Source organism: Sphingomonas naphthae, from assembly GCF_028607085.1.
GTDB classification, from domain to species: Bacteria; Pseudomonadota; Alphaproteobacteria; order Sphingomonadales; family Sphingomonadaceae; genus Sphingomonas_Q; species Sphingomonas_Q naphthae.
The window spans coordinates 2911652-2933699 of record NZ_CP117411.1 but is presented as its reverse complement, the minus strand read 5'-3'; the positions used below and the strand labels follow the sequence as shown (position 1 = coordinate 2933699).

The 22048-nt window shown below is 63.4% G+C and carries 16 protein-coding genes and 2 pseudogenes; 9 read left to right on the top strand and 9 right to left on the bottom strand.

Going from position 1 to position 22048, the window contains the following annotated elements; all coding sequences use genetic code 11:
* Window positions 1-187: 187 nt before the first annotated feature.
* Complete coding sequence (locus PQ455_RS14070; RefSeq protein ID WP_273686724.1) at window positions 188-799, top strand: CHAP domain-containing protein; 612 nt, start codon at window positions 188-190, stop codon at window positions 797-799.
* A 50-nt stretch (window positions 800-849) separates the two neighbouring features.
* On the opposite strand, the gene PQ455_RS14065 is transcribed toward PQ455_RS14070, so the two are convergent.
* Window positions 850-1893: a methyl-accepting chemotaxis protein gene (locus PQ455_RS14065; RefSeq protein ID WP_273686723.1), complete on the bottom strand. Its 1044-nt coding sequence runs from the start codon at window positions 1891-1893 to the stop codon at window positions 850-852.
* Window positions 1894-2078: 185 nt separating this feature from the next.
* Between PQ455_RS14065 and guaA the strand changes: the two genes are divergently transcribed.
* Both guaA and PQ455_RS14055 read left to right on the top strand, forming a co-directional pair.
* Entirely contained in the window at window positions 2079-3635 is a 1557-nt protein-coding gene (gene guaA, locus PQ455_RS14060; RefSeq protein WP_273686722.1) for a glutamine-hydrolyzing GMP synthase, read from the top strand.
* A 294-nt stretch (window positions 3636-3929) separates the two neighbouring features.
* The gene (locus PQ455_RS14055) at window positions 3930-5186 is read left to right on the top strand and encodes a tyrosine-type recombinase/integrase (protein ID WP_273686721.1); all 1257 of its coding nucleotides are present in this window, start codon (window positions 3930-3932) and stop codon (window positions 5184-5186) included.
* Here the strand turns inward: PQ455_RS14055 and PQ455_RS14050 are convergent.
* The 7 genes and pseudogenes from PQ455_RS14050 to PQ455_RS14025 all read right to left on the bottom strand — a co-directional run bounded on the left by PQ455_RS14050 (window position 5152) and on the right by PQ455_RS14025 (window position 11973).
* Window positions 5152-5367, bottom strand: a complete 216-nt coding sequence (locus PQ455_RS14050; RefSeq protein ID WP_475909523.1) for an AlpA family phage regulatory protein — start codon at window positions 5365-5367, stop codon at window positions 5152-5154. The genes PQ455_RS14055 and PQ455_RS14050 overlap by 35 nt on opposite strands.
* 300 nt (window positions 5368-5667) lie before the next feature.
* Window positions 5668-5847, bottom strand: coding sequence for a hypothetical protein (locus PQ455_RS21075; RefSeq protein ID WP_475909522.1), 180 nt, complete (start codon window positions 5845-5847; stop codon window positions 5668-5670).
* 1739 nt (window positions 5848-7586) lie between these two features.
* Window positions 7587-7880, bottom strand: a pseudogene (locus PQ455_RS21100) (ParB/Srx family N-terminal domain-containing protein); the annotation flags it as partial.
* Between the two features lie 174 nt (window positions 7881-8054).
* Window positions 8055-9248, bottom strand: a complete 1194-nt coding sequence (locus tag PQ455_RS14040; protein WP_273686718.1) for a DUF932 domain-containing protein — start codon at window positions 9246-9248, stop codon at window positions 8055-8057.
* A 71-nt stretch (window positions 9249-9319) separates the two neighbouring features.
* Window positions 9320-10258, bottom strand: a pseudogene (locus PQ455_RS14035) (TrlF family ATPase); the annotation flags it as partial.
* A 123-nt stretch (window positions 10259-10381) separates the two neighbouring features.
* Window positions 10382-11410 carry a hypothetical protein gene (locus tag PQ455_RS14030; protein ID WP_273686715.1) on the bottom strand — a complete coding sequence of 343 codons (1029 nt, stop codon included), beginning with the start codon at window positions 11408-11410 and terminating at the stop codon, window positions 10382-10384.
* Window positions 11411-11418: 8 nt separating this feature from the next.
* Window positions 11419-11973, bottom strand: coding sequence for a hypothetical protein (locus PQ455_RS14025; protein ID WP_151689069.1), 555 nt, complete (start codon window positions 11971-11973; stop codon window positions 11419-11421).
* A 126-nt stretch (window positions 11974-12099) separates the two neighbouring features.
* Here PQ455_RS14025 and PQ455_RS14020 point away from each other — a divergent pair, with 126 nt between their 5' ends.
* From PQ455_RS14020 to PQ455_RS14000, 5 genes are read left to right on the top strand one after another with little or no spacing between them, the layout of a single operon-like run.
* On the top strand, window positions 12100-12693 hold the full coding sequence (locus tag PQ455_RS14020; RefSeq protein ID WP_151689322.1) for a DUF6088 family protein: 594 nt from the start codon (window positions 12100-12102) through the stop codon (window positions 12691-12693).
* Entirely contained in the window at window positions 12686-13702 is a 1017-nt protein-coding gene (locus PQ455_RS14015) for a nucleotidyl transferase AbiEii/AbiGii toxin family protein (RefSeq protein WP_273686714.1), read from the top strand. The genes PQ455_RS14020 and PQ455_RS14015 overlap by 8 nt, the downstream gene beginning before the upstream one ends.
* A 17-nt stretch (window positions 13703-13719) precedes the next feature.
* Window positions 13720-15504, top strand: a complete 1785-nt coding sequence (locus tag PQ455_RS14010) for an ATP-dependent nuclease (RefSeq protein WP_273686713.1) — start codon at window positions 13720-13722, stop codon at window positions 15502-15504.
* Window positions 15491-17308 carry an ATP-dependent helicase gene (locus PQ455_RS14005; RefSeq protein ID WP_273686712.1) on the top strand — a complete coding sequence of 606 codons (1818 nt, stop codon included), beginning with the start codon at window positions 15491-15493 and terminating at the stop codon, window positions 17306-17308. Before PQ455_RS14010 ends, PQ455_RS14005 begins: the two co-directional genes overlap by 14 nt.
* 2 nt (window positions 17309-17310) lie before the next feature.
* Complete coding sequence (locus PQ455_RS14000) at window positions 17311-18225, top strand: restriction endonuclease (RefSeq protein WP_273686711.1); 915 nt, start codon at window positions 17311-17313, stop codon at window positions 18223-18225.
* A 398-nt stretch (window positions 18226-18623) separates the two neighbouring features.
* Here the strand turns inward: PQ455_RS14000 and PQ455_RS13995 are convergent, their stop codons facing one another.
* Window positions 18624-21059, bottom strand: a complete 2436-nt coding sequence (locus PQ455_RS13995; RefSeq protein ID WP_273686710.1) for a TonB-dependent receptor — start codon at window positions 21057-21059, stop codon at window positions 18624-18626.
* A gap of 300 nt (window positions 21060-21359) precedes the next feature.
* Here PQ455_RS13995 and PQ455_RS13990 point away from each other — a divergent pair, with 300 nt between their 5' ends.
* Window positions 21360-22037 carry a response regulator transcription factor gene (locus PQ455_RS13990; protein ID WP_273686709.1) on the top strand — a complete coding sequence of 226 codons (678 nt, stop codon included), beginning with the start codon at window positions 21360-21362 and terminating at the stop codon, window positions 22035-22037.
* The last annotated feature ends 11 nt before the right edge of the window (window positions 22038-22048 follow it).

The window sequence follows — 22048 nt, the reverse complement described above, 5'->3', positions numbered from 1 at the left end:
CACCGGTCGCCTTCGGCCGGGCCGTTGTGCACCGCAGCGAAGCGGTTCATCTGTGGATAAGATCGCGTCGGGCGCAGCCGACCGCAGCGACCGAACGAGTCGTCGCAGCGCAGCATCGCTGCCCTATCGCGCCGAAAATCCTGCCGTTAACGCCGATATCGACACTGGAAGCGGGGGCTTCGGCCAAATGCGTAAACTGATGATGGCTCTGGCCGGTTCCCTGGCGCTCGCATTTTCCGCGGCACCCGCCGCCGCCGCGACGAGCAGCTGGCAATGCGCCCCCTTCGCCCGCGTCTTTTCGGGCATCAACCTGTTCGGCGCCGCTGCCTCGTGGTGGAACCAGGCGGTCGGCAAGTACACGCAAGGGTCCAGCCCGCAGCTCGGCTCGGTGCTGGTGTTCAAGGCGCTCAACACGATGCGCTCGGGCCATGTCGCCACCGTCACCAAGATCGTCTCGGATCGCATGATCAAGGTGACCCACGCCAACTGGTCGATCATCGGCGGCCGCCGGGGTCAGGTCGAGCGTGACGTCACCGTGGTCGATGCCAGCCCGAACAACGACTGGAGCCAGGTGAAGGTGTGGTACGCGCCGATCCAGAAGGTCGGCACCAAGGCGTTCCCGGTCTATGGTTTCATCTATGGTGGCAAAGCGGCGGCGGCGAAGGTCGCGGCGGTGGCCAAGGACGCCGCCGAGGGCGTGGGCGACGCGGTCAAGGTCGTGAAGGCCAGCGTGACCGCCAAGAGCGCCGCCAAGGACAGCAGCGACCCGATCGGCGACAAGCTCGCCAGCGCGGATTGATCGAACCAGCCTGAATTGGGTTCACCGGGCCGGGGTAGGCCAAGCTCAGCTCAACTGAGCGCCTTGTCCCGCAGCATCCCGGCGATCGTCTCCTCGTCGGACACGGGCTGTTCGATCACGCAGCGCAACCCCAAGCCGTCGAAGCCGTGCATCGGGCGGGCGCGGGCCTGGGCGATGATCGAATCGTCGCGGCTGACGAGGGGGGAGGACAGCGGATCGGGCAGATGGAGGTGCGTGCCGAAGCGGTGCGCGCCGGTCGTCGCCACCACCCGGTCGCCGCCGTCGAGGATGGTGATGGTGCGGTGGCGCTCGGCCTGCTCGCGCTCGGCGGCGGACGCGGTGAGGATGTCGCCCACCACGCGCTGCCAGTCATATTCGACATAGGCCACGCCCACCACCCGGCCGGCGTGGCGCACCGGGGCGACCAGCACCAGCACGACATGATTGTCTGACCAGGGGTTCGCCCACACCTCGTCGGTGAACCAGGCGTCGGGATCGGTGGAGGCGAGCGCGCGATTGAACTGCGGCGCGCCCGACAGATCGGCCGATCGCACCCGCGCCGCCGGATCGGAATAGAGCCGCACCTTGCCGGCGGTGTCGGCGACGAAGGCGTTGAGGTAGAAAGGCGAGAAGCGCAGCAGCGCGCGCAGGCGTTCGTTGGCGGCCTCGATCGCGTCAGCCTCGCCGTTCGCCATGGCGCCGGTCACCGCGCCATCGGTGGCGATCATGCGCAGATCGACCGAGCGGGCGAAGATGTTGCGCACGATATTCTGCGCGATCGCCTGCGCCAGATCGACCAGCGCCGCGCCCTCCACCTCGGCGACCAGCTCGTCGGCGATGCGCGCGCCCAAAGCGATGCGATCCAGCACGTCGGCGCGGAAGGCGGCGGCGCTCGTCTTCGCTTGCCCCGCCAGCGCCTTCACCTCCTGCGCCACCACCGAGAAGCCGCGCCCCGCCGCGCCAGACCGCGCCGCCTCGATCGTGGCGTTGAGCGCGAGCAGATTGGTGCGCCCGGCGATCGCGGCGCTCTGCGCGGCATAGGCCTGCACATCCTGATCGAGCATGGTGAGGAGCGAACGGATGCGACGGGGCATAGGGCCTCTCTGACGGCGGACTTGGGAGAGGGGATAGCGCCGGGATGGTTAAGGATGGGTTGACCCCCAGATCGTTCATCGCGAGCGCAGCGACGCGATCCAGGTCGGCGCTGGATTGCTTCGCTACGCTCGCAATGACGGGAGTAGGTCTTGCCCCCCGCGCCATCGCCCCGTAACGAGCGGCCATGACAGCCCATGCCGACAGCATCCTGATCGTCGATTTCGGCAGCCAGGTGACCCAGCTCATCGCCCGCCGCGTCCGTGAGGCGGGGGTCTATAGCGAGATCGCGCCGTTCAACGCGGCCGAGGAGGCGTTCGATCGGCTGAAGCCGAAGGGGATCATCTTCTCGGGCGGACCGTCATCGGTGATGTGGGAGGATAGCCCCCGCGCGCCGCAGCGTTTCCTGGAATGCGGCCTGCCCGTGCTCGCCATCTGTTACGGCCAGCAGACGATGGCGCACCAGCTCGGCGGGCGCGTCGCCGGTTCCGACAATCGCGAATTCGGCCGCGCTTTCATCGAAGTGGTGGGCGCATCGGCGCTGTTCGACGGGCTGTGGAAGATCGGCGAAAGCCATCAGGTTTGGATGAGCCATGGCGACCGGGTCGAGGCGCTGCCCGAAGGCTTCTCGATCGTCGCCCGATCGGAAGGCGCGCCCTATGCCATCGCCACCGACGAGGCGCGCCGCTTCTATTCCATGATGTTCCATCCCGAGGTGGTCCACACGCCCGACGGCGGCAAGCTGATCGCCAATTTCGCGCGCCACGTCTGCGGGCTGGCCGGCGACTGGACGATGGCCGAATATCGCGAGGCCAAGATCGCCGACATCCGCGCGCAGGTGGGCTCGTCCAAGGTGATCTGCGGGCTATCGGGCGGGGTCGATTCGGCGGTGGCGGCGGTGCTGCTGCACGAGGCGATCGGAGACCAGCTGACCTGCGTGTTCGTCGATCACGGCCTGATGCGGCTGGGCGAGGCCGACCAGGTGGTGAGCCTGTTCCGCGAACATTATGGCATACCGCTGGTCCATGTGAACGCCGAGGCATTGTTTCTCGACGGGCTGGCCGGGCTGACCGACCCGGAAGCCAAGCGCAAGTTCATCGGCAAGACCTTCATCGACGTGTTCGATGCCGAGGCCAAGAAGATCGGCGGCGCCGACTTCCTCGGACAAGGCACGCTCTACCCGGACGTGATCGAGAGCGTCAGCTTCACCGGTGGGCCCTCGGTCACGATCAAGAGCCACCACAATGTCGGCGGCCTGCCCGATCGCATGAACATGAAGCTGGTCGAGCCCCTGCGCGAACTCTTCAAGGATGAGGTGCGCGTGCTGGGCAAGGAACTGGGCCTGCCCGACATCTTCGTCGGCCGGCACCCCTTCCCCGGCCCCGGCCTCGCCATCCGCATTCCCGGCGAAGTGACCAAGGAACGCTGCGACATCCTGCGCAAGGCCGACGCCATCTACCTCGAGGAAATCCGCGCGGCGGGGCTGTACGACGCCATCTGGCAGGCCTTCGCGGTGCTGCTGCCGGTGCGCACGGTGGGCGTGATGGGCGATCACCGCACCTACGACAGCGTCTGCGCGCTGCGCGCCGTCACCTCGACCGACGGCATGACCGCCGACATCTACCCCTTCGACAGCGCCTTCCTCGCCCGCGTCGCGACCCGCATCGTCAACGAGGTGAAGGGCATCAACCGCGTGACCTACGACTATACGTCGAAGCCGCCGGGGACGATCGAGTGGGAATGATTCAGGCCCATCCGAACGCCGCCGATTCTACGCTGCGATACGATCTAACACACTGAAAATAAAAATAAACTCCTCCTATGCCTATCGATATCTATCGGTGGGCATAGATCGCGTTCGGCGACCTCGCTGACGGGCCTCGCCCCCATTGATCAACCGGAAAAACGAAAGTACCGTCAGGTCAATCGAGGCCAATGACGGTACTTTTTTCGAACTAATGCACTGAAATAAAAGCATTTTCGACGCCATCGGCCTGCAAAAACCGCGTGACGGTACTTTCCCGCGAGGAGGCCCGAAATGTTGACCGATGCAGCACTCAAGTCGTTGAAACCAAAATCCAAAATGTACAAAGTTTCCGATCGTGACGGCATGTATGTGCGCGTCGCGCCATCGGGCGCCATCTCGTTCAGGCTCGACTATCGGCTGAACGGCAGGCGGGAGACCGTGTATCTCGGCAGATATGCCCGTGACGGAATATCGCTCGCCAGGGCTCGCGAGCTATGCATCGACGCGCGGCGCGCGATCAACGAGGGGCGGTCTCCCGCCATCGAGAAGCAGCGCGAGAAGCGCCGGATCAAGGAGGCAAAGAGTTTCGGCCAGTTCGGCGAGAAGTGGCTGACCAACGCGACCATGGCCGACAGCACGCGCGCGATGCGTCGCTCCATCTTCGAACGCGAACTCATGCCCGTCTGGCGGAATCGTCTCCTGACGGAGATCACACCGGATGATCTACGCACTCACTGCGGTAAGATCGTCGAACGGGGCGCGCCTGCAACTGCTATCCATGTGCGGGATATCCTGAAGCAGATCTACGGCTTTGCTATTCTGCACGGCGAGAAGGTCGCCAATCCGGCTGATGACGTCGGTCCAGCCTCGATCGCTACCTTTACGCCGAAGGACCGCGCGCTTTCGCCCGCGGAGATCCGCATCATGTTCAAGCAGCTCGAGCATGTTGCGACTTTGCCAACGATCCGCCTCGGTATGAAGCTCTACCTGCTCACCATGGTCCGGAAGAGCGAGTTGCAGGATGCAGTTTGGGACGAGATCGATTTCGACAACGCCGTCTGGACCATCCCGAAGGAGCGCATGAAGCGGTCGAAGCCGCACAACGTCTACCTATGCCGACAGACGTTAGACATCATGATCGCGCTCAAGACTTGCTCCGGCAACTCCCGATATCTTTTGCCGTCCCGGTACGACGCGGACGCGCCAATGTCTCGCGCGACCTTCAATCGGATCACCTACTCCGTCGTCGAACGAGCCAAGAAGGAGGGGCTGCCACTGGAGCCATTCACGGTCCATGATCTGCGGCGGACGGGGTCGACGCTGCTAAATGAGCTGGGCTTTAACAGCGACTGGATCGAAAAGTGCCTGGCGCACGAGGACGGGCGTTCGTCGCGCGGCGTATATAATAAGGCTGAGTACGAGGTGCAGCGTCGGCATATGATGCAGCAGTGGGCGGATACCGTGGACGCCTGGATCGACGGCCGGAAGTATGCCCCCACGCTTTTGCCGCAAGCTATGCCTTTGATGGAGCTTGATCCCGCCCTTTGACCGGTCGCGTCTTGCGCTGGGTGACGTCGGGGTGCTGTGCTCGACGGATCGGGGCGGTCCGCCGCGCTGTCAGCCAGGCCTCGACCTCGGCGAGGTCCCAAACAATACACCGTGGCGAGAGCGCGAACCTACGGGGAAATTCACCACGCTGCTCCATTTCATAAATCGTGCTGTCAGCCATCGGCACCATCTCGCGCAATTGGTGCCTCCGGATTGTCCTCCTGATTTGGGCGGGCTCGGTCTTCGCCATGCTCAATCTCCATCATTGCTGAGGCGATTGAGAACGATAGATCCCGATACTGGAAGCCCTGTCGAAATGCCGTGCGGTGTTTTCGGGCTATAGCGTACGCATCGGAGGGTTTTCACTCTGCTGTTCGGTAATGCGTAGGTGCAAGTAAGCTCTAATGATGAGCAGAAGATGGGCAATCCCTCTTCACAACCCGATGTCCCCCTTCGGCATACGGCCACTGTTTCCTGACGGTCACCGCATTCGAAGATGTGGTTCTTGCCGGATCATCGCGGCCAAGTGGTCCACCAGCAACTGGATGGCGCCGGTCATCCGGCGATTGGCGGAGGTAATCGCGCGGATCGGAACGAGGCTGGGCGCGTAGTCGGCCAAAAGCGGAACGAGTGCCCCGGTCGCGACATCCTCAGCGAACATCCAACTCGGCCCCTGCGCGATGCCAAGACCGGCGCGAACGGCCGCATGCACGCCATCGGCAGCCAGCCGCTGTCGGCCAGGAGACGCTCGGCCTCCTTGGCCATGTCGCCCTTTTTCATATGGTCGATGAGCTGTGCTGCCCGTTCGCCGGCGCCTTCGCGGACGGCTTCGAGGATGCGCGGCTTGGTGACACGGTTGAGGTAGTTCCCGAAGGTCGGACGCCAGCCGGCTTCGACCAAGTCGAGCCCGGTCGCCCGCGTCAGCCGGTCGGCCTGCGCGAGCCTCATATCGAGCGTATGCTGCGACACGCCGCCCGCGCTGTGCGGGTTCGGCCGCTCATAGAGCGCGTTGACCCCATAGCTGACGCAATGCGCCAGTAGCGCCATGCGGCTGGCATCGTCGAGACCAGCGAGCCAGTCCCAGAGGGCGTCGTCGTCCTTCGGGATGTCGGCGGCCCAGGCGTCGTGACGCTCCTGCACGGCCCGCGCGGAGGGGCTGTCCTTCAGCGTCTCGTCCTGAACCGGGAAGAAGATGTGCTTTACCCCCGCTTCCATGGCGCCCGTGTACATGCGGGTCATGAAGTTGTTCGAGACCAGCTTGTGGAGAAGCGCTGTCATGGCGATGTGCGGATTTTCCGCCACGGCGTTGCGCAACGCGAGGGTGCGGTAGGCGGTCAGCTCGACGACGAGGCGTTCGGGCAACGGCTTGATGCTGTCGTCCTCATCGTCCTCCGGTTCGACAGGCTGGCCGCCGATGGTGATGACGGCGCGCTGCACCGACGGGCTCGCGGTGCCATCGGATTCGATCTCCTTCTCCGATCCTTCCTCACCATCGGTCCGGACCTGAGGCACATCCTCGGGCCGAACGAAGCCGCGATCGACCGAAAGCGACCCGTTGGCGTCGATGCTGACGAACACGCCGGCGATGGCGATGTCGGTCGGGTCGAAGTGCTCCGGGCGATCGTCGAACGCCGCCAGAGCCGTCTCGATCTCACCCATACGCTCGTCGACCTCGTCGGGCAGTTCGTCGGCGTCATGATATTCCGCTTCGAGCCTGACCTGCTCGGCGGTGAGCGCCTTGATGGTCGCCTGTTCCTCCGCCGATAGATCGATCGGCGTGCCGGAAACCTCGTGGAGGCCGCGAACGGCGTCGTAGGGGAAACTGACCGCGACCTCGATCCACTTCCAGCCTTCGGCGGCGATCGCCTCGGCCTCGGCCTTCAGCTTTTCGGCGACGAGGCGATCGAGAAGCCCCACGTCCTGCAACCAGCCGCCATCATCGGCCTGGAAGAGGTCGCGCATGACGGTGCCGCCGGCCGCCTCATAGGCTTCGATGCCGAGGAAGACGGCACGCTTGTCGGACGCGCGCACCGTGGTCTCGGTCAGCATGCGCCGGATCTGATAGGGTTCCTTTGACCAGGCGTCCTTGATCGCGTCCCAGACCTTGGTCTGACGCTCGTGGTCTTGGGAGACCGTGAAGGCCATGAGCTGCTCCAGCGTCATGCCGTCGTCGGCATAGACGTCGTGGAGGACCGGTGAGACGGTCGCGAGGCGCAGCCGCTGCTTGACCACGTTGACGGGCACGAAGAACGCCGCGGCGATCTCCTCCTCGGTCATGCCCTTGATCAGCATGTCGTGGAAGGCGCGAAACTGATCGAGCGGATGCAGCGCAGCGCGCTCGATGTTCTCGGCGAGCGACACCTCCTCGGGGAGGATGGCGCCGTCGCGGTCGCGGACCACGCAGGGGACGGGCGCGACTTTGGCGAGACGCTTCTGCTTCACCAGCAGTTCGAGCGCGCGGAAGCGGCGGCCGCCGGCGGGCACCTCGAACATGCCGGTCTCGTTGCCTTCGGCGTCAACGACGGGGAAGACGCTGAGGCTCTGGATCAGGCCGCGACGAGCGATCGAGGCCGCGAGGTCCTCGATCGAGACGCCGGCCTTCACCCGCCGGACGTTGGACTGGCTGAGCACCAGCTTGTTGAAGGGGATGTCGCGCGAGGACGACAGGATGATCTTCTGAACGGCAGTAGCCATCGGGATTTACTCCGTGACGGGCGGCCGAGAGACTCTCTCTCAACCTCCAACCCGTCACGAAGCGAAGCGCCGCCCTCTTCCTCTAAAGGGGCAGCGCCACGAACCGGCAAACCTGAAAGGCACGGAGGCGCAAAGCCGGAGACGCGGAAAACCGCATCCCCGGCTTTGCGGAAATCAGGAAGCTCGATCGAGCAGCTTCTTGGCCTTGCCCTCCATGTCGAGGCGGGCGTCCTGATGGGGCTTGTCGCGCGCGACGGCGGTGATTCCCTGCACGAAATCGAAGATGGACTCGGGCGGGCGGCCTTCCTCCGCCAGTACCCTGTCGATGATCTTGCCGGTCTCGGCCTTGGAGAAGCCGCGACGACGCAGGAAGTCGGTGCGGTCTTCGTCCGTCCTGGCGACGATCCGCTCGCGGGCCGCCCTGATGCCGTTGACGAACGGCAGGGGCGAGGAGTTCGCGAAGTTGAGCAGCGCCGGGGCTGCCTCGTGCGCGAAGCGATTGGCGGCATATTTGGAGTGGCGGATGGTAATCTCCTCGAAATCCTCCACGCCCCACAAATTGCGATTCTGGCAGACCGCGCGCAGATAGAAGCTCGCCATGCCGAGCGTCTTGGCGCCAACCTCGGAATTCCAGCAATAGAAGCCGCGGAAATAGAGGTCGGGCGATCCGTCCGGCAGTCGGCCGGCCTCAATCGGGTTCAGGTCGTCGACCAGGAACAGGAAGACGTCGCGGTCGGAGGCATAGAGCGTGGTCGTATCCTTGGTGATGTCGACGCGCGGATTGTAGATCCCGGTCGACCAGTCGAGCACGCCCGGCACCTTCCAGCGGGTGTCGCCTGTGCCGTTGCCGGCAATGCGCTGCACCGCCTCGACCAGTTCGTGATCGTAGATGCGGCCATAATCCGGGCCAGTGACGGCGCGCAGTTCGACACGGCCAGTATCGGTTTCGAGCGTCTTGATCTGCTCGGCCCGACTGGAGGTCAGGCCATATTGCAGGTTAATGGCGGCAAGTGCTGCGGGGAGCTGGCGCAGATAGGCTGCGGGCGCGCCAACCAGGCTGGCGAGTTGGCCGAAGGACCAGTGCGTCGGTGCGACGGCTGTGTCGGTGCCGGGCAGGATCAGGGCCAACCGCTCCGAATCGTTGCGGTTCGCCTCAACATGGATGAGCGCGCTCTCCACCACCCGCGTCCGGCTGCGTTCGGTGCGGTCGCGGACCGTGCGGGCCAACTCGGACAAGGAAAGGTAGCGCTCGTCGGCCGGACGCGAGAACCACTCTGACGAGACGCGGCCGACCCGCTCGCCACGGCCGATATCGACCTTGTAACCGCCGCTGGTGTCACGGCGCGCATCGAGGACCTGCATATTCATGGGACCAATCTCCATGACGGGCGTCAGAGACCTCTTCTCCGACCTTCAACCCGTCACGGGAAACAAGTCCACTCTCTCAGCGAAACGTGCGAGATGACTTGTGAGGGCATCGCCGTGCGCGGCGGCTCGGCCGCGACATGAGCGCGCCCCTCGGGATCGATGCAGGCTTGGCGCAGGGCGTCGAATTCGAGCCCGCCCTTGATCCACGAATATCGCTCTTCGACGGGCTGTCCCACGGTCTGCTGATCATGCGCATCGCTACCGTGAAGGCAGGGCTTGCAGCCGCCGTAGCGCTCGCGGAGCTGATCGAGCGTCACACCCCGGCGTCCACACCAAAATTCACGCTGGGCGGGACTACTCGAGAAAATGATATGGGCGAACTTCTCGATTTCCTGACGCATTGTGGCGTCGGCAGCCTGCCGCAAGCCAGACGTCCCGTCACCAGCCGCGCCGGCAACCGCGATCAGGATATTCGCTTTCGCCCAGTCGCTCTCTCGCATGACGCGACGAAGCTGATCGAAATTCACCTTGAATTGCGTCGCCCCGTGAGCGAGCGCGGCACGGTCATCGATGATGGTCGTGTCGGCCTTCTTGCCCAGCGAAATCAGGTCTTGGCGCGTGCAGTTGAAGGTATCGCCATGCGCCTGAAACTGAAGACGCTGCAGAATGCGGTGCAGCTCCTCAATGTGTTTGGGGTCTTCGGGGCTGACCAGAAGGTGCAGGTTGACGAAGCCGGTCTTGGCCGCGACGTCGAGGCGAAGCTCGACGTTCGGGAAAATGAGTTGGACGTTGGGCAGGCGGCCCGCCGTCTTGTGCTTCAGCACTTCCTCATATGTGTCCGTCAGATAGTAGTCCGTGACTGCAATTGCCTCGATCTTCGGCGTGACGGTTTCGAGGGACGTGAGATAGGTCTCCCACGGGGTGCCCCCGCCGAACTGATTGTTCAGGACGGTTCCCGGGGCGTGAATATGTGGCTCCCAGCGCCGCCATTCGGATCCGCGACCGATCATTGTTCCTCCTTTGTCCCGGTCGTTGTCCGCCTTGACGGCCGTGCCCCCGGTTGATGTGTTCGAGCCCAATGATGAGGCGCCGAGACCGCGCATGCCTCGGCCCGGTGCAGTAATGTAAAAGGTCTATCGACTTACGCGAAAATCCCAACCCAGTTCGTTTCGCTGATCATTCAGGCCATCGGAGTAATTGTGAAGGACATCTCCGATTTGGTGCTCGTCGAGAGCGCATGGATTCTCCAGGGCCGTCTGATCCCAACCGACGTTCCAGATCGTCAGCAGTTCGGGTTTCTCGCTCCAGCGCGGCAGGAAGAACGTGATCGCCATCAGGGTAGGGAATTGACGGAGAATGCCGACCCGTGTCTGGTGGCCCGCCAGATTGCTTTTGCCGTCGAACTCAGGAAGCGACAGAATTTGCTCCCCGGGTTGGCCGAGTGCGATCTGCCACAGCTCGCCGCTTACACAGCTTTCCGCCGGTGGCCCGGCGTGGAAGAAGACGGGCAGAAGGCCGGACGGGCCTTGCGCGATGCTGCTAAGGCGACCGAGATCGACGACAAGCACGGTCGGGCCGTACTCGATCTGACCGGGCTTGATGTTGTTGCTGATCTTCTGGATCGTGTCGTCGATCCGCCCGACGGAACCTGCATTGGGCAGGTGGCCCGATATCTCTAGTGGCTTGCCGAAGTGGATTCCTGGTTGGCGCGCGCGTCCGTCCAGCTCGGCCGCAACCTCCAACGCCTCGTGACCGATCTCCTTGTGACGCCGCAGCGGTTCGGCGATTTCCAGGGCCTTGACCTCGAAATAGAGTTTGCCGGCGCTGTGCGAGTAGCGGAAATCCGGGCGCTTCGCCTTGTGGCCCCCGGTGCCGGGCGTGCGCTCCAAAACAACGCCGCGATCCTTCATCGCCAGATAGAAGGATGCTTCGGAGTAGGCCTCATAGGCCTGCGCCATCTGGACATGGTCTTCGGGGCCGGTCACCGCCTTGAGCTTGGCGCGCAGCTCCCGATCCAGGGATGCGAGCGTCGCGTCGGCTGCCGCGTCGGCAACGATCCTTTCGACCTGATCCCGCGTCATCATCATGATGGGGACCGAAAGCGTCAGGCCGGAGAGCAGCTGTGATACGCGAATGAATTCGTCGATTGATGTGGTCGCCATGTCTGACCTCACGCGCGCCGCAGCATCCGCTCGACGCGGACGCGATGGTAGCCATTCGCATGCACCTGCTGACGCAACTGGCTGAGGTCGTGGACGCCGAAAGCCACGGCGGCTTTGATCGGGCTCGCGAAGGTGGCGTAATAGGTCCAGCGCGCATTCTCAGGCAGGGCGGCGTTCTGGCGGCGGTCGGTGATGACGACGTCGCGCGGATCGCTGGTGTTGCGGAAGGCGTGGAAGGTGAACCAATCCGGTCGCCGATAGCGCGCGGCCTTCATGAAGGGCACCGACTGAACCTTGACGTCGCCTTGGTCGAGCAACCAACCGCGTTGCTCCAGGATCTGCCGCACCATATGGCCGATCATCTGCTTGATTCGATCCGCCAGCACTTCCTCCCGGAAAGCTTCGAGAAGTTGCTCTTCGATCCCCTCGACGGCGGGCTTGCTCAGCTCCGACGCGGTCTCGAGGCGGGCGACATTTTCGGGCCGGGTCAGGAAGGACCAAAGTTGTTGGCCGAGTTCGGACTCCGAGAGCGATGCGAACTTTTCGGGGTTATAGACATACATGGCCGACACTCCAATTTAGACAAATATGCCCGGTCATAAACATCCGGTCAAGATTGCTCGACGTGGCAATCTCCGGAACTTGAAAACTGTCAGAAAACCGCGTATATTTCTGACAGGAGTTTTATGATGCAACGATTGACCGAGCAGATTCTGTCGCACGCGGAAGGCCTGCCTGAGGGTGCGCCGATATCCGCCAAGGGCTTGCTGCACCTTGGCAATAGGGCAGCCGTCGACCAGGCGCTGTCGCGCCTAGTGGAGCGGGGCCGCTTGATGCGCGCTGGTCGCGGCGTTTATCTGCGCCCGATTTCCAGCCGGTTCGGCACGAGGTCCCCCTCGGTCGAGCAAGCCGTCGAAGCGCTGGCCAGTCAGCGCGGCGAAGTCATCGTGCCCAGCGGGGCGGCGGCTGCAAACACGCTGGGGCTCACGACACAGGTGCCGGTGAGATCGGTTTATCTGACGTCGGGTCGCAGCCGCACGATGAGCTTGGGAAAGCAAATCGTTGAGCTTCGCCACGCGCCGCGCTGGCAGCTTGCCCTAGCCAATCGACCGGCTGGGGAGGCTGTGCGGGCTCTGGCGTGGCTCGGTCCAGACAAGGCGGAGGCAGCGCTTCAGGCTTTGAAGCGCAAGCTGCCATCGACGACATTCCAGGAGTTGGTGGCGGTAGCACCCCAGCTTCCAACATGGCTTGCGCGCAGCGTCGGAAAGGCCGCGCATGGCTGATGTGTTCCTCAACCTTTCGGCGTCGGATCGCCGTGACGTGCTTGGTATTGCCGCTGACAAATCGGGACGGCCCGCCCATCTCCTCGAAAAGGATGCCTGGGTCGTTTGGGCGCTGGCGGCGCTCTATGCCACGTCGCTGGGTGAGCACCTCGTCTTTAAAGGCGGCACGTCGCTGTCGAAGGCCTACGGCGTCATCCGGCGTTTTTCGGAGGACGTCGATCTCACCTACGATATCCGCGCGATCGCCGCCGATCTCGTCGGCGAGAACGGCGAAGCGTTGCCGAAATCGCGCAGTGAGGAGAAGCGTTGGTCGAGCGAGGTGCGAAAACGGCTTCCTGAATGGGTATTGGGATCGGTCCAGCCTGCGATCGCCGGCGCCTTGGCGAAAGAGAAGCTGGCGGCAACCGTTCGCGCGGAGGGTGAGAAGCTCTTCATCGATTATGAGGCGACCACTACAGGGACGGGTTATGTCGCGCCAAGCGTCATGCTCGAATTCGGCGCACGCTCGACCGGCAACCCGGCAAGCGAGCGCGATGTCGCCTGCGATGCGTCCGGCTTGGTTGATGATGTGGTCTTTCCCACGGCCCGCCCTCGGGTGATGCACGCTGAGCGAACCTTCTGGGAAAAGGCCACCGCGATTCATGTCTTCTGCCTGCAAGAGCGTTTGCGTGGCGAGCGCTTCGCCCGTCATTGGCATGATGTGGTGCGACTGGACGAGGCTGGTCTTGCCGCGAGTGCCTTCGCCGATCGCGATCTGGCGGACGCTGTCGCGCGCCACAAGACGATGTTCTTCGCCGAAAAAGGGGCCGATCGTGAATTGATCGACTATTGGGCCGCGGTCCATGGCGGCCTGCGCCTGGTGCCGGCGGGGGAAGCGCTCCAGGCGCTTGGCGACGACTACGCCCGGATGGTGGAGGACGGTCTGCTGCTCGACGACGCCGAAACTTTCGAGGCGTTGATGGCGCGTTGCGCCGACATGGCCGAGCGGGCCAACCGCGATAGAGAATAACGAGGGGGGACGGACGTGTGCGCATATCACGCATAAAGATCAGCAATTTCGCCAATTTCTCGGAGATCGAGGTCGAGACTGGGGAGAGCATCGTCATTGTCGGCGAAAACAAGGTCGGCAAGAGCAACTTCATTCGCGCCCTACAATTGATCCTGGATCCGGGCCTGTCGGAACGCGACCGCCAGCTCGGGTTCGAACATTTCTGGGATGGGCTGGGCGAAGACAAGCTCGGCGAGACCATCGAAATCTCAGTCGATCTGACGGATTTTACCGACGATCCGCGATTGATGGCGCATCTCAATGACTGTGTGGTCGATCCGGGGCCACCGATGGTCGCGCGTCTGACGTACCGTTTTCAGCCCAAGGCAAATCTCGGCCGCGAGCCTGAGAGCCTGGCCGACTACGAATATATCATTTTCGGCGGTGACGATCCCGATATGTCGATCGGCTCAACCTTCCGCCGGATGCTGCCGCTCGATGTCCAGGTCGCGCTGCGCGATGCCGAGAAGGACCTGTCGAGCTGGCGGAACTCGCCGTTGAGGCCTCTCATCGAGCAACTGGCGACCTCGCTGGATGAAGACGCGCGCGACGAGATCCAAGAGCAGGTCAACGAGGCGCAAGCCGAGCTTGCTGGCCATGCCGAGGTGGTCGCCACCGCGCAGCGCATCAGTGAGCGGCTGATCGCTATTGCGGGCGAACAGCATGCCGTTCCGCTCACGCTTGGTCTTGCACCAACCCGCGTCGATGCTTTGCTGCGCAGCCTGCGGCTGCTGATCGATAATGGCGCGCGCGGCATTGGCGACGCCAGTCTTGGCACCGCGAATCTGATCTTCTTGGCGTTGAAGAGCCTTGAGCTCGATCGTCTGGTCACGGATGGCGAGCGCGACCATACGTTCCTTGTGGTCGAAGAGCCCGAAGCACACCTCCACCCGCATATACAGCGGCTCGTCTACCGGTACTTCCTCGGCGGAGCTGGGGACGGAGAGGAAGACACTCCGCCGCTCACAACCATCCTTACGACGCACTCGCCGCATATTGCGAGTGTGACCCCGATCCGCTCGATCGTCCTGCTCCGACATGACGCCGGTGAGGAGGCGACGACGGCCGTATCCACGGCCACGGCACCCCTGACGGCACGCGATGAGGCGGACCTACAGCGCTACATTGATGTCAGCCGCGGGGAGATTTTCTTCGCGCGAGGCGTGATCCTCGTCGAGGGGGATGCCGAGCGGTTCCTTATGCCTGCATTTGCTGAGGCCTTGGACATCCCCCTCGATATGCTCGGCATCACCGTATGCTCCGTGAGTGGCACAAACTTCACACCCTACGTGAAGTTGTTGGGGCCGCAGGGACTCAATATCCCGCATGTCATTCTGACCGACCGGGATCCAAATGGTGCAAACCCGCCGCTGGTGCGCCGACGGCTGATCAATGTGCTGCGGCTGGTCGAGAATGGCGTGAACTACACGCCATTAGACGCCGACGCTGTAATCGCGCGCGCCGAACCGTTCGGCTACTTCGTCAACAGCAATACGCTTGAGCCGGAGCTCTTCACCGGCGGCCTTGCCGAAGCGATGCAGGAAGTCATCGGGGAGGAGCTATCGATCAATCAGAACACTCAGGATCTGATCCAGGGCTGGGTTGACGATACCGACACGCTTGATGAGGAGCGGTTGATCAAGCTCATCGAGCGGATCGGCAAAGGGCGCTTCGCTCAGGCGCTGGCGCCACACGTCGATGAAGATACGTGCCCGGACTACATCCGGCAGGCGCTGGAGCATATTCGCGATGCCCTTGCGTAATGTCAGCGCCGCATATCTCGCCCAAGCGGCTGATCTGGCCAGCAACCCTGGGCAGCAAGCAGCGTATGACTCCACGGGACACTGCGTCGTGCTCGCGGGCCCGGGCAGCGGCAAAACCAAGACGCTGGTGCTCAAGCTTGCCCGGATCATGGCTGAGGACGTGCGCGCGCCGCGCGGTGCCGCATGCATCACGTATAGCCAGGAATGCGCGCGCGAGCTGACGCGTCGGCTGGAGCGGCTTGGCCTGCGGGAGGCGCCGAACCTCTTCATCGGCACCGTTCATGGCTTTTGCCTGAGGCATCTGCTGATGCCTTATGGTCGTCTTGCCGATCTTCCGGTGCCGTTCCCGCTTGCCGTTGCCACACAGCGGCAGAGCGATCAGGCGATGCGGCGGATCGGCGACAGGCTCTTTGGCGCAGGCCATCCCTATAAGTCGATGGACCTCGGCCGCCATCGGCGATCGATCCTCGATCGAGCGTCGGAAGAGTGGACGGCTGAGGAGGAGCTTGCGGCGTGGGCGGACAGCTATGAAGCCGAGCTGCGGCGAACCGGTCTCGTCGATTTCGATGATCTTGTGATCTTCGGCCAGCGGCTGGTGTCGGAGCACGATTGGGTGTTGCCGCTTCTGCAGGCGAAGTTTCCTGTGCTGGCGGTCGATGAATATCAGGACCTGGGCGTGGCGCTGCACCGCATAGTCAAGCGCATGGCGTTCGACGGAGGCGTCCGACTGTTCGCCGTCGGCGACCCCGATCAATCCATCTACGGTTTCACCGGCGCTGATGGGGCTTTGTTGCAGGAATTGGCCGAGCGCGACGATGTCGAGCGCGTGCAGCTTCAGCTGAACTACCGTTCAGCCTCAAGCATCGTCAGCGCGTCGGAAATGGCCTTGGGCGAGGTTCGCGGCTATCAGTCGAACGACCCGGACCGGCAAGCTATTATCGCGATGGTCGAATGCGACGATGGCCTGGAGGGGCAGGCAGCGCATGCGATCGCCGAGATCATTCCAGCGGCGCTAGCGGCCAAGCCCGGCAGGGCGCTCGGCGACATCGCGATCCTCTATCGAGACTATCGCGCCGGCGACGTCGTCGCCGACGCTGTCGCGGCTGCGGGCCTCGACTTTGTGCGGGTCGACACCGCGGCGCCTTATCGCAAGGTCGCGCTCACAAGCTGGATTGAGGATTGCGCCGCGTGGTGCGCGGGCGGCTGGCGGGAGGCGCGGCCCCAGCTGCGTGGTCTGCTGGATCGCTGGATCGGCTTTCATCGTGCTCGGATATCAGAGGCGGACGCCAGCGTGGAGCTGCAAAGCCTCACCCGGCTTCTATGGTCCCTCAGAGTGGAGGATGGGCTCGCCCGCGATTTTGTCGCGTCCTTGCGCGCCGGAATGCTCGATGCGCTGATCGCGGGAGAACCAAGTCTGGCAGATCAGGCCGAACAGGTCGAACGCATGTCGACGGCGCTCGCGGTCGGCGGGGCGCTCGCCGATCTCGACCTCGCAAGCCTCGGCGGTCGCGATGGGTCGCCGCTTCACCTCAACCTTCTGACGCTGCATTCCGCCAAAGGCTGCGAGTACGACGTGGTCATCATGGTGGGGCTCGACCTCGGCAGCCTTCCTTGGCGCAACGAACTTCCTGCGGCGCGGCGGGAAAGCCGCCGTCTGTTCTACGTGGGTCTGACGCGCGCCCGCGATGAAATTCACATGCTGTATTCCGGTTATGTCGATACGGGCCGCGGGAGAATGCATTGGGGACGCTCACCCTTCCTGAACGAGCTTGAAGCGCGCATGGAGGAGGCCGAGGGCGACTAATTATGCTGTCATTTCGCGAAGCACAGACGGTCGAAGACCTGGCCGATCTTTTCTATGACTTCCTCCCGGGAAGTGGAAACAACAAGACGGCCTTTCCTATTGCGGCGGCCCAAGCCGGTATCGCGGACCTTTGGATTCCGGGGAGCAAGAGGCCGGCGATCGTCCAGCTCCTGACGTCCACGCTCGAGCGGCGGCGCTCGAATTTCACGAAGTTGATAATCGCGATCGTCCGGCAAGCGATGACCTACCGGCGCGGCAAGGGAAACCCTCTAACCCGCGCGGAAATCGATCGCCTGAACAGCCTTCTTCCCGGCGTCGAGTTCAAAATACCCGAACTGCTTGACCCAGGATTCCTCAGCAGCTTCGCTCAGCCGAAGACGGAGGATCCGCCAGCGCAGTCGGCCGGGACGCTGAGCGCTGTCAAAGCGCAGGAACTGGCGACGCATCTCATCGAGATCACGCAGCTGGATCCGCAAACGAGGGGACTTCGCTTCGAGGGCTTCCTGAATGAGCTCTTCGCCGGATTTGGGCTGGCACCGCGCGGTTCCTTCCGGCTGGTAGGTGAACAGATTGATGGCAGCTTTAAGCTGCATGGGCAGACCTACTTGGTCGAGGCCAAATGGCATGGTCCGCAGATTGGCTTCGCGGATTTGATGACGTTCTCTGGCAAGGTTGCGGGCAAGGCATCCTGGTCACGGGGGCTGTTCGTTAGCAATTCGGGATTCACCGCCGATGGTCTGGAAGCGTTTTCTCGTGGGCGGCAAACGAACCTAATCTGCGCTGACGGGCTTGATCTCTATGAGGTCCTATCCCGAAAAGTGTCGCTAATCGATGTTCTGGATGAGAAAACCCGTCGCGCGGCCGAGACCAATCGTCCGTTCATCGCCGTTCGCGATCGCAATCTTCCCGGTCGCTGAATAGGGGCGCTCTTTCGCTAGCGTAGCCTGCTATCTGGTCATATACTATACCGGTCTGACGGTACTTTGCGAATCCACGCCTAACGCCATCTACCCGACCGCTGAGGGATGTGTTGCCTGATCGACCTCGATAGATGTCGAAACGATGCAAAAAAATTTCCGAGCGATTTTCTCTTTAAAATCAAGACCGTAACTTTTTGACGGCCCGCGCGTCGGATTTTTTGACGTCGAATGGGAAAAATGCTGTTAAATCAATGGTCTATGTGTGGATTGAACAATGGAGTGGGAGTGACGCGGCTGGCGCCTTCCTGCCTGACGATCTCTTTGCCGATACAGCAGACACGAAAAAAGCCCCGGCGGATCGCTCCGCCGGGGCTTTTTCCTTACCTATCCGCCGATCAGAAGCGGACCGAACCCTCGAGGCCGAAGGTGCGCGGGGCGTTGAAATTGCCGTAGTCGCCCAGCACGTTGTTGATGTTGCCGGTCGTACCGCTGCCGAACGCCGGCAGGCTGTTCGCCGGATCGCGGCGATAGACGTAGGCGGTGTTGAACAGGTTGCGCGACCAGGCGGAGACGGTCAGCCTGGTGCCCCGGCCCATGTCGATATCGGCCAGCGAGAGGCGGGCGTTGACGATGAACGACTTGTCGTTCTTGGTCTCGGCCTGGTCGAAGGTCTGCGTCGCGTCGGAATAATTGCCGTCGACGTGGAACTTCAGGTTGGCGAAGTCGCCCGCCACCGGCACGCTATAGTCGATCGTGCCGCTCGCCGCGTTGCGCGGGGTGAAGACGATGTAGACTTTCTGAAGGATGTTGGTGAACGGGTTCAAGGTCGCCGGGATGTTGGTGTAGGTGTAGGCGTAGCTGGCGCCCAGGGTCAGGCCCTCGACCGGGTTGACGGTCAGGTCGGCCTCGACACCGCGGATCTTGGTGGTGCCGGGCGCATTGACCGTCTCCACCGTGTTGCGGTTGGCGCCGGTCGCCGGATCGAACGAGACCGAGCTGAAGTCGATCTGGCTGCCCGTGCGATCCATGATGTAGCCCGCCAGGTTCAGGCGGACGCGCCGATCGAAGAACTGCGTCTTGGCGCCGATCTCATAGGCCTTCACCTTCTCCGGCCCGAACTCGCGATAGCTGACCGAGCGCGAGCTGGCGCCGCCCGAACGGTAGCCGGTCGAATATTTGGCGTAGAGGTTGATGTCCTGCGAGGCATCCCAGGCGACGACCGCCATCGGATCGAAGCGGCTGGTGTTCTGGCTGTAGGTCAGGCTGCGCGGCGCATTGTTGACGGTGAGCAGGCGGCCGTCGCGGTCGTCCCAGGTGTTGCGGCCGCCGACGGTGAAGTGCAGCGTATCGAGATTGTAGGTCGCCTGGCCGAACACGGCGTAGCTCTTGGCCTTGGCGGCGCTGGCGCGGTCGATCGAGCGGCAGCCCACCTGCCAGCCGAACCCGCCCGAACCCCGGCACGGATCGAGCACGGTGACGGCGGTCAGCGTCGAGTTGAACGCCAGCGAGCTGGGGGTCGCGGCATCGTCGCTCACCCGCTCGTTGAAATAATAGAGGCCGCCGACGAAATCGAGCTGGCCGATATTGCCGACCGCCTGGAATTCCTGGCTGAACTGATGCTGGTAGAGGTCGGCCAGGCTGTAGCGGCTGAAGTTGCAGCCGGTGCCGGTGCAATTGGCGCTCACGATCGGCGGACGGTGCGCGCCGCCAACGTTGTCATACTGGATCGAGCTGACGTCGCGCCATGCGGTGATCGAGCGCAGCTCGACCCAGTCGGTCGCCTTCCAGCCGGCCTTGGCGACATAGCCGTGGGTGCGATCGATGCTGGGCTGCTGCGGCACGCCGATGTCGGCCACCTTCATGCGATCGTTGCCCTCGATCTTCACCAGCGGCGAGACGGGCTTCACCGTGCCGCTCAGGGTGGTGAAGCCGGTGCCGGGCAGCACGCACTTGGGCGAATTGGCGACCGGGCCGGCGGTGCAGCCGTTGGGATTGTAGTTCAGCAGCTGGCTGTAGAAGGGCGAGTTGGCGTCGTAGCCGATGTCGTAGGACAGATCGACCGTGAGGGTCGTGGTCGGCTTCCAGCGGGCGGCGGCGCGGGCGCCGCGACGGTCGAAATAGTTGAAGCCGGTCTGGCCCGAGAGCGGGTTCTTGGTGGTCGGGCCCTGATATTGCACCACGCCGTCGAACTTCAGCGCGATGTTGGCGAATTCGGGCAGGTTGAGGTGGAACTGGCCGTTATAGCCGCCGTAATTGGCGATGCCGGCGGTGGCGCTGCCGCCGAACTCGCCGGTCGGCGCCTTGGAGACGATGCTGAGCGCGCCGCCCTCGGTATTGCGACCGAAGAGCGTGCCCTGCGGCCCCTTCAGCACCTCGACCCGCTCGACCTCGAACAGCGCGGCGTTCAAGCCGTGCTGGCGGCCGAGATAGACGCCGTCGACATAGATGCCGACGCCCTGCTCACGCGCGGGCTGGTTGGCGTCGAGCGGCACGATGCCGCGGATGCCGATGGTGAGCGCGGTCTGGCGCGCCTCGAAGGTGGCGACGCGCAGGCTGGGTATGGCGCCGTCGGCCAGATCGTACAGGCTCTGGACGTGACGATCCTGAAGCGCCTGCGTGCTGAGCACGTTGATCGCGATCGGCGTCTTCTGGAGGTTCGTCTCGCGCTTGGTGGCGGTCACGACGATCTCGTCGAGACCCTCGGCTTCGGCCGGCGCGGCAGCGGTGGCGGGCTCGGCGGCGGCGGGCGCCTCGGCAAAGGCCGGCGTCGTCAGCGCGAGCAGCGCCCCGCCCGCCAGCATCCACCCACGACCCATCGAAACACTGACCATGATCTGATTCCCCTTCGCACCGGCTGCTTGCCGTGTTGCGGCGCAGCTAGAAGAGGTCGAAGGCAGTTTTGTTACATCAAACTAAAAATCAAATAGACTTTCGTTCATTTTCGTTTCATTTTTCACAGATTGGTAATCTGTGTAAGTAGACATCGTTGATTGCATGGTAATTCCCTAAATATCATCCTCTTCCTAGGGTGATAATTTTATCACGTCGGCCCATCAACATGGCCGGCGTGTGGGCACTTGTATCGCCCGCGCCGTCCCGTCATGGACAGGTGAGATGATGGGAGTGCCGGGATGCGGCTGCTGTTGGTCGAGGACGATGCGGATACCGCCGGTTTGCTGGCGGCGGAGCTGGCGAAAGGCGACCATCATATCGCGATCGCGCGCGACGGGCGCGAGGCGCTCGATCAGGCGACCAGCGGCCGGTTCGACGCGATCGTGCTGGATCGGATGCTGCCCCGGATCGACGGACTCACCGTCCTGAAACTGCTGCGCGACGAGGGTGTCGCCACGCCGGTAATCGTCGTCAGCGCGCTCGGCGAGCTGATGGACCGGGTCGAGGGGCTCGATGCGGGCGCGGACGATTATCTGGTGAAGCCCGTCGCGCCGATCGAACTGAGCGCGCGCCTCGCCGCGCTCCAGCGCCGCCCGGCGACGGGCCAGACGGCGGTGACCCTGAAGGCCGGCTCGATCGAGATCGACACCGTCGGCCATGTCGCGCTGCGGCGCGGCCGCACGCTCGATCTGCGCCCGACCGAATTCACCATCCTCACCGAACTGGTGCGCAACGCCGGGCGCGTCGTCACCCGGCGGATGCTGGCCGACGCCATCTGGGGCAGCGATTTCGAGCCGGCCACCAACATCATCGAAAGCCACGTCCGGGGGCTGCGCGCCGAACTCAACCTGGGCGAAGTCTATGATGCGATCCGCACCATCCGGCGGGTCGGCTACGTTCTGCGGGCGAGCGCCTGAAACCGCGCGTC